Below are 13,677 nucleotides of genomic sequence, written 5' to 3'. Positions count from 1 at the left end.
CGGTGACGGCGTCCTCGTCCGTGCGCGGCACGACAGGTCATGCCTCCGCTCCCCCGCGTTCCCACCGGACGGCCGCGCCGAGCAGCGGCGCGCGTGCCCCGAGGGCCGCGGGCACGACGGAGACCACGGGGCCCGCGACCCGGAGGCCGTCACGCACGGGCGTCCCGATGACGTCCCAGGACCGAGCGATCGAGCCACCCACGACCACGGCGTCGGCACCGAAGCCGTGCACCCACGGTCCGAGTGCCGTGCCGAGCGCGTGCAGGGCGGTGTGGACGACCTCGACGGCGACGGCGTCCTCGCTGCGAGCGAGCGCACAGATCTCCTCGACCGAACGATCCTGCCCCGTGCGGTCGCGGAACGCCCGACGGAGGGCCGGTGTCGACATGGTGTCCTCGAGCGGGTCTCCGTCGATCGCCAGCCGGTGCACCTCGCCGTGCGGCGGGACCGATGCGCCGGACACGACCTCGACGCCGTCCTCGAGGAACGCCGAGCCGACCCCGGTGCCCAGGGTGATGCAGACCATCCGGCGGGTGCGCCTCCCCGCGCCGACCGCCCATTCCCCGAGGGCGTAGGCCACTGCGTCGTTGCAGAACCGGACGTCCGCCGGTACCACGCCGAGTCGTCCGGCGAAGGCCGCACGCAGATCGACGCCGGCGAGCGACGCGAACTTGTCGACGCCGGCGAACGACCCCGTGCCGGCGCCGTAGTCGAACGGGCCGGGCATCGCGACCACCCAGCCACGGACCGCCCCCGCGCGAGCGCCGGCAAGCAGGTCCGTGATCGCGCGGCCAGGTGCGGTGAGCTGCTCGAGCAGGACCTCGAGCGGAGCGTGCGGATCGACGACCGCGGCCCGCTCAGTCAACGGCCGCCGAGCCTCGACGCCTGCCGCCCCTGTTGCGGACGCGAGCGCCACGGAGTCGACGACCGCAGCCGTGACGTGACTCCCACCGACGTCCATGACGCCGACGGGAGCTCGTCCGGTCCGGAGCGCCCCGGTCAACTCACCTGGCCGAGCCGGTCGGTCGTCCACCCGAGGATCGCGAACACCTGCACCACGACGGCCTGGTCGAGCATCGCAGCGTCTCGGTTGCTCCGCCACGTCGCGGCGGCGCACTGCTCGATCGCTGCGCGGTACGAGGGGTCGTGCACCGTGGGTGTGGAACGTGCTCGTAGAGAGCTGAGCATCGTTGCTCCCTTCTTGTTGGTATCGTTACCATAAGGCAAGAACGACCAGGACACCAGTGCCCGCCGTGACGTGCGGAACGAGGTCGCGCCGGGACGCGAGCCCTCCACCGACAGGAGGCCCGTTGCCAGCTGGCAACGGGCATCCCGATCGAGAGGGGCCGTCTCTCGGACGCGGGTCGCGTCAGGAACGCGGCGTGCGCTCCGGACGGTCGTCGCGGTCACCGCGCGGGGCGCGGTCGCGGTCCTCGTACCGGCGGCCGCCGCCACGGCGGTCCGGCTTGATCTCGATGAGCTTGCCGCTGATCCGCGTGTCGGTCAGGCGGTCCAGCACGCCGCTGTCCATGTCGGCCGGCAGTTCCACGATGGAGAAGTCCGGCTGGATGCGGATCGCGCCGAAGTCATCGCGGCGCAGACCGCCCTCGTTCGCGAGCGCACCGACGATCTGTCGCGGCTCGACACGGTGACGGCGACCGACCTCGATGCGGTAAGCGGTCATCGGCTGCGAACGGCGCGGGGCGCGGTCGCGGTCGCCGCCACGGTCACTCCGCGGGGCGCGGTCATCGCGCCCGCCGCGGTCATCGCGTCCGCCACGGTCGTCGCGCTCGCCACGGCGGGCATCGCGTTCCATCTGCGTGCGGAGCGCGTCGTCGGCCGCGGTCAGGAGCAGCGGTGAGTCCCCCTGCGCCACGACGGCCAGGGCAGCAGCGACGTCGTCCGAGGGGACGTCGTGGTGCTCGACGTAGTGCGCGATGACGTCGCGGAAGGCGGCGATGCGGCCCTGGTCCTCGAGCGCCGCGGTGATCGCGTCGTCGAACCGGGTCAGGCGCGTCTCGTTGACGTCATCGATGGTCGGCAGCTGCATCTGGGTGAGCGGCTGCTTGGTGTGCCGTTCGATCGCCGACAGCAGGCGACGCTCGCGCGGGGTGACGAAGCTGATCGAGTCACCCGAGCGGCCGGCACGACCGGTGCGGCCGATGCGGTGCACGTAGGACTCGATGTCGACCGGGATGTCGAAGTTCACGACGTGGGTGATGCGGTCGACGTCGAGGCCACGGGCGGCGACGTCGGTGGCGACCAGGATGTCGAGCTTGCCCGACTTCAGCTGGTTGACCGTGCGCTCACGCTGGGCCTGCGCGACGTCACCGCTGATCGCGGCGGCGGCGTACCCGCGGGCACGGAGCTTCTCGGCCAGGGTCTCGGTCTCGCTCTTGGTGCGGACGAAGATGATCATGCCCTCGAAGTCCTCGACCTCGAGGATGCGGGTGAGCGCGTCGACCTTCTGCGGGTACGAGACCATCAGGTAGCGCTGCGTGATGTTCGCGGCGGTCTTCGTCTTGGTCTTGACGGTGATCTCGGCCGGGTCGGTCAGGTACTGCTGCGAGATGCGACGGATCTGCGAGGGCATCGTCGCCGAGAACAGCGCGACCTGCTTGTCGTCCGGGGTGTCGGCGAGGATCGTCTCGACGTCCTCGGCGAAGCCCATCTTGAGCATCTCGTCGGCCTCGTCGAGCACCAGGTACTTCAGCTCGGACAGGTCGAGCGTGCCCTTCGCCAGGTGGTCCATGATGCGGCCGGGGGTGCCGACGATGACGTCGACGCCGCGGCGCAGGGCGGACAGCTGGACGCCGTACGCCTGGCCGCCGTAGACCGGCAGGACGTGGACGTTCTTCATGTGCGACGCGAACTGCTCGAACGCCTCGCAGACCTGCAGGGCGAGCTCGCGCGTCGGGGACAGCACGAGCGCCTGCGGCTTCTTGCTGCCGGACTCCATGCGGGACAGGATCGGCAGTGCGAAGGCCGCCGTCTTGCCGGTTCCGGTCTGCGCGAGGCCGACGACGTCGCGGCCGGCCAGCAGGGTGGGGATGGTGGCTTCCTGGATGGCGGAAGGGGTCTCGTAGCCGATGTCCTTGACGGCCTTGAGCACAGCATCGCTCAGGCCGAGGTCGGCGAACGTCACCACGGGCCCGTCGTCGAGGGTCTCAGTGGTGGGGGTGGTGTCCGTGCTCATACCACCAACGGTATCTCGAATGCGCGCTCCGCAGGGACGGGAGGCCCGTGGCGGGCGCCGCCACGGGCCTCCCGGCTCCCCCTGGTCACGTCACGGACGCGTGGCGCCGATCCCGAGGACCGCGTCAGCCCGGTCGTTCAACCGCGTGAGCATCTCGGCGAGCGAGCACAGCTCGTCCGAGGCGAACTCCTCGGTGAGGTCGTCGAAGACCTCGGCGCCGGCGGCGTCGAGCTGGTCGAGCAGGCGCCGACCGGCCGGGGCGAGCGACACGAGGGTGGCGCGGCCGTCTGCGGGATCCGGCGACCCGACCAGGTGCTCGGCCTCGATCAGCGAGGCGACCCGGCGGCTGATCACCGGGCGGGACAGCCCCGTCGCGTCGGCGATCGCGGTCGCGCGGACCGGGCCGTGGCCGGCGACGGCTCGCAGGATCACGCGGGCGGTCGGGTCGAGCCCACCCTGCGACTCGATGAGCGAGGAGCGCAGGGTCTGCCGGACCCACAGCCGGTCGAGCTGGGATCGCAGGAGTCGCTCCGCTGCACGCCGGTCGTCGGTCACGGGCTCAGCGTAGTGGCACATTTAGTTGCTTGCCGGAAGCAACAGATGTATCGTTGCGCGGTCTGCAAAGTTTCACAGCCCGAAAAAGGAGTTCGATGACCGCCACCGCACCCGTCCCGGTGCAGCACGGCCGGCACACCGCCGAGGCCCCCGCGGCCTCCGGAGACGCTGGCCAGCAGCCGCTGATGACCCACCGTCAGATCCTCCTGGTGATCTACGGCCTGATGGCGGGCATGTTCCTGTCCTCGCTCGGCCAGACGGTGTTCGGCACGGCGATCCGCACGATCGGCGACGACCTGCACGGCCTCGACCAGCAGGCCTGGGTGACGACCGCGTACCTCATCACCTCGACGATCGCGACGCCGATCTACGGCAAGCTCTCCGACATCTTCGGCCGTCGCCCGCTCTACATCTTCGGCATCGTCGTGTTCATCCTCGGCGCCGTCCTGTCGTCGATGTCCACCTCGATGCTCATGCTCGCCGCCTTCCGCGCGGTGCAGGGCATCGGTGCGGGCGCGCTGATGTCGCTGCCGCTCGCGATCATGGGCGACATCCTCGCGCCGCGTGAGCGTGCCAAGTACCAGGGGTACTTCCTCGCCGTGTTCGGCATCTCGTCCGTCATCGGCCCGCTGATCGGTGGTCTGCTCGCCGGTTCCTCCGAGATCCTGTGGATCACCGGGTGGCGCTGGGTGCTGCTCATCAACGTGCCGATCGGCATCGCGGCCCTCCTCATGGTGATCGTCTTCCTGCACCTTCCGAAGGTGCACGGCGCCGACGACGCGAAGCCGAAGGTCGACTGGTGGGGCGCGACCTCGGTCATCGTCACCCTCGTGCCGCTCCTGCTCGTGGCCGAACAGGGCCGCATCTGGGGTTGGGGCTCCCCCGGCGCCATCGCCTGCTACGTCGTCGGTGTCGTCGGCCTGATCGCGCTGCTGCTCATCGAGTCGAAGATGGGCGACGCGGCGATCATCCCGCTCAAGCTGTTCCGTTCCGGCACGTTCTCGATGGCGACGGTCATCGGGTTCCTCGTCGGCTTCGCGATGTTCGGCGCGATGCTCACGATCCCGCTCTACCTGCAGATCGTCGTCGGGCTGACCCCGACCGAGTCCGGCTTCGCGACCCTGCCGCTCGTCGGTGGCCTGATGATCGCCTCGATCACCTCCGGGCAGATCGTCGCCCGCGTCGGCCGCTACCGGATCTTCCCGGTCATCGGCACCGCGCTCGTCTCCGCCGGCTACGTCGTGCTGACCTTCATGTCGATCGACAAGCCGCTGTGGTTCCTGATGATCGGCATGTTCCTCATCGGGCTCGGCCTCGGCTCGGTCATGCAGTCGCTGACCCTGGCGTCGCAGGGGTCCGTCCAGGCCCGTGACATGGGCGTCGCCACGTCGTCCGCCACGTTCTTCCGCCAGATCGGCGGCACGCTCGGCACCGCCGTCCTGCTGTCCATCCTGTTCTCGGTGATGCCGGCGAACATCCTGCACGCGACCGCGAACGAGAAGGACCTCGGCCCGGCGCTCGACGCCGCGCTGAACCCCACCGTCGCCAGCGCGAAGGCGAACCAGGGCGCGATGGACAAGATCTGGACGCCCGTCGTCACTCCGCTCACGAAGACCGTGCAGTCGCAGCTCGACGCCGCCTCGACGAAGGCGAAGCAGGCCGCCGACGCCGCGGTCACCGAGCAGGTCACCGCGGCCGTGCAGCAGCAGGTCGCCGCCGGTGCGGTGCCGACCGCCGCGGCGCAGACGGTCATCGACCAGCAGGTCGCCGCGGCGACGCCGGCGGCCGAGCAGTCCGCGCTCGAGCAGGTCGCCGACCAGGCGCACGCCAGCGTGCAGGACGGCACCGTGTCCGTCGACTGGTCGAACGCCGCGCAGCGCTCGTACTGGGTCGACGAGCTCACCCCGGAGCTGGCGAAGAAGATCGACGACGGCAGCTCCACGAGTGACAGCGCCACCAGCACGAACGACACCTCGTTCCTGACCGGTGCCGACAGCCGTCTGACCCGACCGTTCATGGCGGGCTTCAACGCCTCGTCCGTGACGATCTACTGGGTCGGTCTCGGCGTCATCCTGCTCGCGTTCGTGCTGACCTGGTTCTTCCGGGTGCCGCCGCTGCGCCAGCGTTCCGCCCTGCAGGAGCGTGCCGACCTGTCCGCCGAGGCACAGCTCGAGGCCGAGGCCGGTCTCGCCGCCGCCGAAGCGGGCTCCTTCACCGGGCCGATGACCGGGTCGGTACCGACCGGATCCACATCGACCGGATCAACGCCGACGCGACGTCGGTGACCGACCAGGCCGTCCGCGCCGTGCCCCCTTTCCGGCACGGGCGGCCCACCACCCCCACGACCTGACACCCCCAGGAGCACACGTGCCCACCACCGCAGCACCGCCGGTCCCCGAGACCCCGGGGTCCACTGCCCCGTGCACGCTGCGGGAGCGGAAGAAGCAGCAGACCCGGCAGGCCCTCCACGACGCCGCGCTGACCCTGGTGTCCGCGCACGGCCTTGACGGCGTCACGGTCGAGCAGATCTGCGCCGACGCCGACGTCTCCCCCCGCACCTTCTTCAACTACTTCTCGTCGAAGGCGCACGCGGCGCTCGGACTCGACTCGGTCGAGGTCCCGGAGCGCTCCGCGGCCTGGTTCACCGAGGCTGACGGCGCCCTGGTCGACGACCTGTGCACCCTGGTCGCGGCGACCGTGCCGCTCTCGCAGGACCGCCGCAGGATGAAGGAACTGCTCGTGCTGCGGCCCGAGATGTCGTCGATGGTGATGCAGTGGATGGCCGAGTCCCGCCAGTCCCTGCTCAGCGTCGTCGGCACGCGCACCGACGCGCAGACCGCCCGCACCGCCGTGACCCTGGTGATGTCGGCGCTCAGCGAGGTCGCGCACCGCGACACCGTGCGCAGCAACGACGAGCTCGCGGACCGGCTCCGGGCGGTCGTGCGCGAGATGGTGGCGCTGGTGTCCTGACGCGGGGCCCTTCGGGCGTACCTGGTCGAATCGGGCGTACCAGGCAGGAACTTCCTGCCAGGTACGCCCGATTCCGCTTTCCAGTGCGCGTGCTCTGGGAAGGAACGTCACGTCGTCGACGTGAGCGAAGGGCGGACGGGAGGCCCGAGGCGGCGCCGCCACGGGCCTCCCGTCCGCACCGTGGCCAGGTTGCGAACACGCCGTCGTGTCAGTCAGACGCCGCAAAGTCGTCGAGACGCCCCCGTTCCCGGAGGCGTCTCGACGTGACGACGGCGTCTCCCAGCCGCAGCAACGGATCAGACGACGGACCAGCCACCGTCGCTCGGCAGCACCGCACCGTTGACGTTCGCCGAGTCGTCGCTCAGCAGCCAGGTGATGGCGGAGGCGAGCTGCTCGGGCTGCGCCACCGGCGGGATCGTGGTCTGCATGATCGGACCGACCCGGCGGGCCGCGTACTCGCTGCGCATCGGTGCCTCGATGTTCGTGGCGACCGCCCCCGGGGCCACGGCGTTCGCGCGGATGCCCTGCGGGCCGTGGAAGAACGCGACGCTCTTGGTGTACCCGGCGATGGCGTGCTTCGACGAGGTGTAGGCGGCGCCCGCGGCCGAGGCCTTCAGCGCTGCCTCGGACGCGACGTTGACGACGGCCCCCTTGCCGGCGGCGATCATCAACGGCAGCACCGCACGGGTCAGGCGCATCGGGCCGGTGACGTTGACGCTGAAGACGCGCTCCCACATGGCGTCGTCGACCTCGTCCGGCGGCAGGAACGCGTCCATGATCCCGGCGACGTTCGCCAGGCCGTCGATCCGGTCGCCGGCGGCGGCGATGATCGCGTCGATCGTCTCGCTCGCGGCCACGTCACCGACGACGGTCTCGAGCGCGAAGCCCTCGAGCTCCGAGCGGAGCGCGTCGAGCCGCTCGGCCACGACGTCGGTCGCGATGACGCGCCCGCCCTCGTTCGCGATGCGCGTCGCCGTGGCGCGCCCGATGCCGGATCCCGCACCGGTGACGATGATGGTCCTGCCGGTGAACCGTCCGGCGGTGGTGTCGGTCATGTGGTCTCCTCACTGAGAGGCGCTCGCTGCGCCACTCCGTTATAGCACTCAGTGCCGAAAGGTCCCCATGCGCTCGACGAACGACCGTCCGACGGGGCGCCCGCGCACCATCGACCCCGACGCCGTGTCCCTCGTCGCACTCCGACTGTTCGACGAGCAGGGGTTCGACGCGGTGTCCATGGACGACGTGGCCGCAGCGGCCGGCGTGAGCCGCCGGTCACTGTTCCGGCTGTTCCCGAACAAGGCGGCCCTGGTGTGGGGCGGACTCGACGAGTTCGCCGCACGGTTCCGCCAGGCGCTGCGGTCCCGGCCAGCCGACGAACCCTCGGCGGTGGCACTCCGGGCGGCCTACCGGATCGGTGCGACGTTCCCCGACGACGCCGTCGAGGTCACCCGCCACCGCCTCCGGGTCATCCGCGCGAACCCGTCGCTCGAGCACGTCGGCGCCGCGACGGTCACCGCCCTGACCGACGAGGTCCTGCGGTTCGTGGCCGAGCGGACCGGGGCCACGGCCGACGACCTCGCCGTCGCGGTGCGCGCCCACACGCTGGCCGCGGCGGCGAGCGCTGCCCTGACCTGGTGGGCGATCCACGGCGAAGGACGTCCGGAGGACGCCGTGGACCGGGCGATCGCGCTGCTCGACCGACGGGCGGACTGACGCACCGAAGGACTCACGAACGGGAGGCCCGTGGCGGGCCCGCCACGGGCCTCCCGTCCGCCGTGGTCCGGACTCAGCCCATCGCGCGCTTGCCGCGGACCTCGCGCGACAACGCGTCGATCCGCGCCACCTCGTTCTCCGTCAGCTCGACGTCACCGGCGGCGACGTTCTCGGCCACCCGCGACGGGTTCCGCGATCCGGGGATCGGCACGACGTCGTCGCGCTTCGCGAGGATCCACGCGAGCGCCAGCTGCGAGAGCCGGAGCCCCTTCGCCTCGGCGATCTCGGTGAGTCCGGTGGTGACACCGACGTTCGCGTCGAAGTGCTCGGGCGCCCACCACTCCAGCTGGTGACGGATGTCGTCGGCGGCGTAGGCGCTGCGCGGCCGGACCGCGCCGCTCAGGAACCCGCGGGCGAGCGGCGAGTAGGCGACCACGCCGATGCCGAGCTCGTCGACCGTCGGGAAGAAGGCTTCGGACTCACGGGAGAACACCGAGTACTCGGCCTGCAGCACCGAGATGGGGTGCACCGCGTGCGCGCGGCGGATCTGCTCGACGTCGGTGTTGGACAGCCCGAGGTACCGGACCTTGCCGGCCTGCACGAACTCCTGCATGGTGCCGACGACGTCCTCGATCGGGACCGTCGGGTCGTGGACGTGCTGGTAGAGCAGGTCGATCGAGTCGGTGCCGAGGTTCCGCAGGCTCGTGTCGACCACCTGGCGGATGTGCTCCGGGCGTGAGTTCGGCGCGTAGGTCTCCGGCGTGAACCCGAACTTGGTGGCGATCGTCACATCGTCGCGGATCGGTGCGAGGGCCGCACCGAGGAGGCGTTCGCCAGTGCCCCATCCGTAGAGCTCGGCGGTGTCGAAGTGGGTGACGCCGAGATCGTGCGCGGCGCGGATCGCGGCGATCGACTCGGTGTCGTCGCCCGGCCCGTAGGCGAACGTGGTGCCCATGGCGCCGTAGCCGAGGGCGCTGGCGGTGAGGCCCTGCTGGCCGAGGGTGCGTTGCTGCATGTTTCGTCCCTTCGTGACGTGTCGAGGTCATGCAGATGGCACTGTACGCCATGACTGTCAGTGTCTGACAATGCCGTCTTCGTCTGTCGTCGCGGTACCATCGTCGGGTGAACGAGAGTCGGACGAGCGCCGTCGCGAAGCCAGGCCTGCGGGACATCGCGCGTGACGCCGTGCGCGCGCGCATCGCCGCCGTGGCCCTCGCCCGCTTCGACGCGGACGGATTCGAGCAGGTCACCGTCGAGCAGATCGCCGCCGACGTGGGCATCTCGGCGCGGAGCTTCCACCGCTACTTCCCCGCGAAGGAGGACGCGGTCATCGGCGACCCGGCGCGGCACCGCGAGGCCCTGGCATCGGCCTTCCGAACGCGACCGGCGGACGAGCCGGTGTGGACTGCGCTGCGCGAGACCTTCGCGGACATGGTCCGGGACAGCGGCGGCGAGGACGCCGAGACCGCCCGCCGATCGATCAGGGTCATGACGAGCACGGCGTCGCTCCGGGCCCGCAACCTCGAGAAGCACCACGCCTGGGCGGACGTCCTCGTCCCCCTGGTGTCCGGGCGACTGCACGGGGCCGACGTCGACCTGCGCGCCCGGACCCTGGTGCAGGCGGCGCTCGGCTGCTTCGACGTTGCGATCGCACACTGGGCAACGGGCAACGAACCCGACGCGGTGCGGATCCTCCGGCGCACCTTCGACGTCATCCGCCCGGGGGACTGAGCGGGGCGGGGCGGGGGTTCGCCCGTGCCGACCGCGGGAGTACCTTGTCGGGCATCGACGCCACCCGACCCGCGCCCGTACTCCGCTACTGCTGGTCGGACGGCAGCAGGGGCGCCCAGAAGGCGCCGGGACCGTCGGCCTGCACGGCGTCGCGCTCGAACCGGAACCCGTAGTCCCGAACGAAGTCGAGCGCCGCGGCCTGCTCGTCCTCGGCGTCGTCGTGGTCGGCGTCGAACAGGTACACGCCGTGTCCCATCGCGACACCGGCGTCGCTGATCACGGAGAGGTCCCAGCGCCCCTGCTCGGCACGCTCGATCCGGACGACGGCGGCCTGGGATGCGGTGAAGTCAGCCATGCCGCGAGCTTACGGACGGCCGCGAGCTGGCGTTCAGGATGCTCCGCGCCCACTACGCTGTGCACGGTCACAGGTCAGGACGAGCGGAGAACGAAGCCCATGTCAGTCGGATTGCTCGCCGTGGTGGACGACATCCTCTCCGCAGCCCTCAAGGCCAGCGCGAAGACCGCCGGTGTCGTCATCGACGACGCGGCCGTCACCCCCCAGTACGTGCAGGGACTCGAGCCCGCCCGCGAGCTGCCGGTCGTCGGGCGCATCGCCCTCGGCAGCCTGTTCAACAAGTTCATCATCATCATCCCGCTCGCACTGCTGCTGACGGCCTTCGCGCCCTGGGTGCTGCCGTGGCTGCTGCTGCTCGGCGGCACGTACCTGTGCTTCGAGGGCGCCGAGAAGGTCACCGAGTGGTTCGGCGTCCACCACGAGGGCGGGGCCGACGCCGCCGTCACGGAACCCAAGCTCGTCTTCGGGGCCATCCGCACCGACCTCATCCTGAGCACCGAGATCATGCTCATCGCGCTGGCGGGTCTCGACCCGGACCTCGGACTCTGGCCGACGCTCGGCGCCCTGATCGTGATCGGTCTGGTCATGACGGCCGTCGTCTACGGCGCCGTGGCACTGCTCGTGAAGGTCGACGACATCGGTCTGCAGATGATGAAGAACCCGGTCCGTCGCACCCGTCGCGCGGGCGCCCGCATCGTCCGTGCGATGCCGACGGTCTTCCGGGTGATCAGCGTCATCGGCACGGTCGCGATGCTCTGGGTCGGTGGACACCTGGTCATCGCGAACCTCGCCGAGACGTTCTGGCACGGCCCGTACGACCTGCTGCACGTGATCGAGCACGCGATCGAGGCCACCGGCCCCGTCGTCGTCTGGATCGCCGACACGGCCGTGTCCGCCGTGGTCGGCCTCGCGCTGGGCATGGTCGTCGTCGGCATCGTGCTGGGCTTCGGGCGCCTGCGCGGCAAGCAGCACTGACGCGGCTGCACGGCGGACGGGAGGCCCGTGGCGGTCCGGCACCGCGCCTCCCGTCCGGCGCACCGTGCGCCCACCGCTGACGGTGCGAGCCGCGCTCAGCGCTGCACGTTCTCCAGGTCCTCGAGCAGGCTGGGGTGCGTCGGCACCCAGCCGAGCGCTTCGCGCGTGTGGGCACTCGACGACGGCTGGTCCATCGCGAAGATCGGCGCGAACGCGCCGAACGTCTCGTCGGCCACCCGCTCGACCGGCAGGCGGAGCCGGCGCCCGATGACCTCGGCCAGGTCGCGCACCCGGTCGCCCTCGTCGGCGACCGCGTGCCAGACGGTCCCCGCCGGTGCACCCTCGAGCGCGAGCCGGAACAGCACGGCGGCGTCAGCGGCGTGCACGGCCGGCCACCGCTGTTCACCGTCACCCGGGTAGCCGGCGACGCCACCCTGCCGGGCGGTCTCGGTCAGGATGCCGGCGAACCCGCCCGCGCCGTCAGCGTGCACGGTGCGGGGCAGCCGGATCGCCGAGACCCGGACACCCCGTGCCGCCAGTTCGAGGGCGGCGAGGACGGATCGGGCTCGACCCGCGACCGGCCCCTCGAGCGGGAGCGGGTCGGTCTCGACCGAGGCCCGGCCGGGCTCCCACGGCGTGCCGGATACGACGACGAACGGGCGGTCGCTGCCGACGAGTGCCTCGCCGAGTGCGGCCATGGCCGCGCCTTCCTCCGCGATGCCCCGCTCGAGCGCCTCGGCCGAGCTGAAGTCGTTCGAGAACGCGAGGCTGATCACGCCGTCGGCGCCGCGTGCGCCCTCGCGCAGGACGTCGAGGTCGGTGAGTGCACCGCGCGCGGGGGTCGCCCCCGCGGCGACGAGGGCAGCGGCCGACCGGCCCGACCGGGCCAGGGCCGTGACGGTGTGCCCGGCGGCGATGAGTTCGGTGACGACCGCGGTGCCGATGGTGCCGGTGCCGCCGGTGACGAAGACGTGCATGGGTGCTCCTCAGAAGTGATGGGACTTTTGTACCGTCACCGTACACCCGCGATGGGACAATTGTCCCGTCGCGTATGATCGTCCCATGGTGCGATGGCAACCCGGGGCCCGGGAACGACTGGTCCTGGCCGCGGTCGACCTGTTCTCCGAGCAGGGCTACGACGAGACGACCGTCGCGCAGATCACCGAGCGCGCCGGTGTCACGAAGAGCACGTTCTTCCGGCACTTCCCGGACAAGCGCGAACTACTCGTCGCCGGGCAGGAGACCCTGAGCCGACTCCTGGCCGAGGGGATCACCGGTGCACCGGCCGGCGCCACCCCGCTCGATGCCGTCGCCGCCGGACTGGAACGGGCCTCGGACGAGATGGGACCGCTCAACCGCGAGCTCGGACCACGACTGCGTGCGGCCGTCGCCGCCAGCGCCGAGCTGCAGGAGCGCGACGCCCTGAAGAGCGTCGGGATGGCCGCGGCCATGACCGACGCCCTGGTCGGCCGCGGTGTCCCCGACGCGCCCGCTCGACTCGCCGCGGAGATGGGTGTCCTCGCCTTCAAGCAGGGCTTCGAGCGGTGGTCCGGTGTGGGGCGCGCGGACGACGACCGGCTGGCCGACCACGCCACGGCCGCGCTCGCCGAGCTCCGGGCCGCCGCCGCCCAGCTCGGTTGAGCGGACGCTGAGCGGACGCCGGTCGTGCATCGTCGTATCCTCGGCGCCATGGCAACGGTGCGACAGGTCCAGGTGACGTTCGACTGCGCCGAGCCGGAGCGTGTCGCCCGGTTCTGGTGCGAGGTCCTCGGGTACGTGGTGCCGCCGCCCCCACCGGGGTTCGCCGACTGGGACGCGTTCGACCGGTCGCTGCCGCCGGAGCACCAGGGATCGGCCTTCGCGTGCGTCGACCCGGTCGGCGCCGGGCCCCGCCTGTTCTTCCAGCGCGTCCCCGAGGGCAAGACGGTGAAGAACCGCGTGCACCTGGACGTCCGGGTCGGTACCGGGATGACCGGCGCCGAACGGCTCGCGGCCCTCGACGCCGAGAGCGCCCGACTGGTCGGACTCGGCGCCACCCAGCTCCGGCGCATGACCGCGAACCAGGTCGACGAGTCGTGCATCGTCATGCAGGACGTCGAGGGCAACGAGTTCTGCCTGGACTGACCGGCGTATCGTCGATGCACCCGAACCGCACCGCCGCGCCCCGGAAGGACCCTCACCC

The 13,677-nt window shown here is 71.3% G+C and carries 15 protein-coding genes; 7 read left to right on the top strand and 8 right to left on the bottom strand.

What is annotated here, in order from left to right:
- Positions 1-37 precede the first annotated feature (37 nt).
- The 4 genes from ITJ56_RS00145 to ITJ56_RS00130 form a co-directional block, all read right to left on the bottom strand.
- Entirely contained in the window at positions 38-961 is a 924-nt protein-coding gene (locus tag ITJ56_RS00145) for an ROK family protein (RefSeq protein ID WP_194626272.1), read from the bottom strand.
- Positions 962-999: 38 nt separating this feature from the next.
- Complete coding sequence (locus ITJ56_RS00140; RefSeq protein WP_194626270.1) at positions 1,000-1,152, bottom strand: hypothetical protein; 153 nt, start codon at positions 1,150-1,152, stop codon at positions 1,000-1,002.
- A gap of 217 nt (positions 1,153-1,369) precedes the next feature.
- Positions 1,370-3,196: a DEAD/DEAH box helicase gene (locus tag ITJ56_RS00135; RefSeq protein WP_194626268.1), complete on the bottom strand. Its 1,827-nt coding sequence runs from the start codon at positions 3,194-3,196 to the stop codon at positions 1,370-1,372.
- A gap of 90 nt (positions 3,197-3,286) precedes the next feature.
- Positions 3,287-3,751, bottom strand: a complete 465-nt coding sequence (locus ITJ56_RS00130; RefSeq protein WP_194626266.1) for a MarR family winged helix-turn-helix transcriptional regulator — start codon at positions 3,749-3,751, stop codon at positions 3,287-3,289.
- Between the two features lie 95 nt (positions 3,752-3,846).
- On the opposite strand from ITJ56_RS00130, the gene ITJ56_RS00125 reads away from it, so the two are divergent.
- Both ITJ56_RS00125 and ITJ56_RS00120 read left to right on the top strand, forming a co-directional pair.
- Positions 3,847-6,036 (top strand): MDR family MFS transporter, encoded by a 2,190-nt coding sequence (locus ITJ56_RS00125; protein ID WP_194626264.1) that lies wholly within the window; start codon positions 3,847-3,849, stop codon positions 6,034-6,036.
- An 82-nt stretch (positions 6,037-6,118) separates the two neighbouring features.
- The gene (locus ITJ56_RS00120) at positions 6,119-6,721 is read left to right on the top strand and encodes a TetR/AcrR family transcriptional regulator (RefSeq protein ID WP_194626262.1); all 603 of its coding nucleotides are present in this window, start codon (positions 6,119-6,121) and stop codon (positions 6,719-6,721) included.
- 296 nt (positions 6,722-7,017) lie between these two features.
- Here the strand turns inward: ITJ56_RS00120 and ITJ56_RS00115 are convergent, their stop codons facing one another.
- Positions 7,018-7,776, bottom strand: a complete 759-nt coding sequence (locus tag ITJ56_RS00115) for an SDR family NAD(P)-dependent oxidoreductase (protein ID WP_194626260.1) — start codon at positions 7,774-7,776, stop codon at positions 7,018-7,020.
- 67 nt (positions 7,777-7,843) lie between these two features.
- On the opposite strand from ITJ56_RS00115, the gene ITJ56_RS00110 reads away from it, so the two are divergent.
- Positions 7,844-8,434, top strand: coding sequence for a TetR family transcriptional regulator (locus ITJ56_RS00110; protein WP_194626258.1), 591 nt, complete (start codon positions 7,844-7,846; stop codon positions 8,432-8,434).
- Positions 8,435-8,507: 73 nt separating this feature from the next.
- On the opposite strand, the gene ITJ56_RS00105 is transcribed toward ITJ56_RS00110, so the two are convergent.
- Positions 8,508-9,449: an aldo/keto reductase gene (locus ITJ56_RS00105; protein ID WP_194626256.1), complete on the bottom strand. Its 942-nt coding sequence runs from the start codon at positions 9,447-9,449 to the stop codon at positions 8,508-8,510.
- Between the two features lie 107 nt (positions 9,450-9,556).
- On the opposite strand from ITJ56_RS00105, the gene ITJ56_RS00100 reads away from it, so the two are divergent.
- Positions 9,557-10,165, top strand: coding sequence for a TetR/AcrR family transcriptional regulator (locus tag ITJ56_RS00100; protein ID WP_194626254.1), 609 nt, complete (start codon positions 9,557-9,559; stop codon positions 10,163-10,165).
- An 85-nt stretch (positions 10,166-10,250) separates the two neighbouring features.
- On the opposite strand, the gene ITJ56_RS00095 is transcribed toward ITJ56_RS00100, so the two are convergent.
- The gene (locus ITJ56_RS00095; RefSeq protein WP_194626252.1) at positions 10,251-10,520 is read right to left on the bottom strand and encodes a hypothetical protein; all 270 of its coding nucleotides are present in this window, start codon (positions 10,518-10,520) and stop codon (positions 10,251-10,253) included.
- 99 nt (positions 10,521-10,619) lie between these two features.
- On the opposite strand from ITJ56_RS00095, the gene ITJ56_RS00090 reads away from it, so the two are divergent.
- On the top strand, positions 10,620-11,495 hold the full coding sequence (locus tag ITJ56_RS00090; RefSeq protein WP_194626251.1) for a DUF808 family protein: 876 nt from the start codon (positions 10,620-10,622) through the stop codon (positions 11,493-11,495).
- A gap of 95 nt (positions 11,496-11,590) precedes the next feature.
- Here ITJ56_RS00090 and ITJ56_RS00085 read toward each other — a convergent pair whose 3' ends face one another.
- Complete coding sequence (locus ITJ56_RS00085; protein WP_194626250.1) at positions 11,591-12,472, bottom strand: NAD-dependent epimerase/dehydratase family protein; 882 nt, start codon at positions 12,470-12,472, stop codon at positions 11,591-11,593.
- Between the two features lie 85 nt (positions 12,473-12,557).
- Between ITJ56_RS00085 and ITJ56_RS00080 the strand changes: the two genes are divergently transcribed.
- Both ITJ56_RS00080 and ITJ56_RS00075 read left to right on the top strand, forming a co-directional pair.
- Positions 12,558-13,136 carry a TetR/AcrR family transcriptional regulator gene (locus ITJ56_RS00080; RefSeq protein WP_194626248.1) on the top strand — a complete coding sequence of 193 codons (579 nt, stop codon included), beginning with the start codon at positions 12,558-12,560 and terminating at the stop codon, positions 13,134-13,136.
- Positions 13,137-13,184: 48 nt separating this feature from the next.
- On the top strand, positions 13,185-13,619 hold the full coding sequence (locus tag ITJ56_RS00075) for a VOC family protein (RefSeq protein ID WP_194626246.1): 435 nt from the start codon (positions 13,185-13,187) through the stop codon (positions 13,617-13,619).
- Positions 13,620-13,677: the final 58 nt, after the last annotated feature.

The sequence above is a fragment of the Curtobacterium sp. VKM Ac-1376 genome (assembly GCF_015351025.1).
Classification (GTDB): Bacteria; Actinomycetota; Actinomycetes; order Actinomycetales; family Microbacteriaceae; genus Curtobacterium.
The sequence above is the reverse complement of the archived record's forward strand: the minus strand, read 5'-3'. Positions and strand labels throughout refer to the sequence as shown.

Excerpts from the sequence above, each read along its gene's own strand:
- ITJ56_RS00115 (WP_194626260.1), bottom strand. The coding sequence starts at position 7,776 with ATGACCGACACCACCGCCGGACGGTTCACCGGCAGGACCATCATCGTC.
- ITJ56_RS00135 (WP_194626268.1), bottom strand. The coding sequence starts at position 3,196 with ATGAGCACGGACACCACCCCCACCACTGAGACCCTCGACGACGGGCCC.
- ITJ56_RS00125 (WP_194626264.1), top strand. The coding sequence starts at position 3,847 with ATGACCGCCACCGCACCCGTCCCGGTGCAGCACGGCCGGCACACCGCC.
- ITJ56_RS00075 (WP_194626246.1), top strand. The coding sequence starts at position 13,185 with ATGGCAACGGTGCGACAGGTCCAGGTGACGTTCGACTGCGCCGAGCCG.
- ITJ56_RS00145 (WP_194626272.1), bottom strand. The coding sequence starts at position 961 with ATGGACGTCGGTGGGAGTCACGTCACGGCTGCGGTCGTCGACTCCGTG.
- ITJ56_RS00080 (WP_194626248.1), top strand. The coding sequence starts at position 12,558 with ATGGTGCGATGGCAACCCGGGGCCCGGGAACGACTGGTCCTGGCCGCG.
- ITJ56_RS00105 (WP_194626256.1), bottom strand. The coding sequence starts at position 9,449 with ATGCAGCAACGCACCCTCGGCCAGCAGGGCCTCACCGCCAGCGCCCTC.
- ITJ56_RS00090 (WP_194626251.1), top strand. The coding sequence starts at position 10,620 with ATGTCAGTCGGATTGCTCGCCGTGGTGGACGACATCCTCTCCGCAGCC.
- ITJ56_RS00095 (WP_194626252.1), bottom strand. The coding sequence starts at position 10,520 with ATGGCTGACTTCACCGCATCCCAGGCCGCCGTCGTCCGGATCGAGCGT.
- ITJ56_RS00110 (WP_194626258.1), top strand. The coding sequence starts at position 7,844 with ATGCGCTCGACGAACGACCGTCCGACGGGGCGCCCGCGCACCATCGAC.
- ITJ56_RS00085 (WP_194626250.1), bottom strand. The coding sequence starts at position 12,472 with ATGCACGTCTTCGTCACCGGCGGCACCGGCACCATCGGCACCGCGGTC.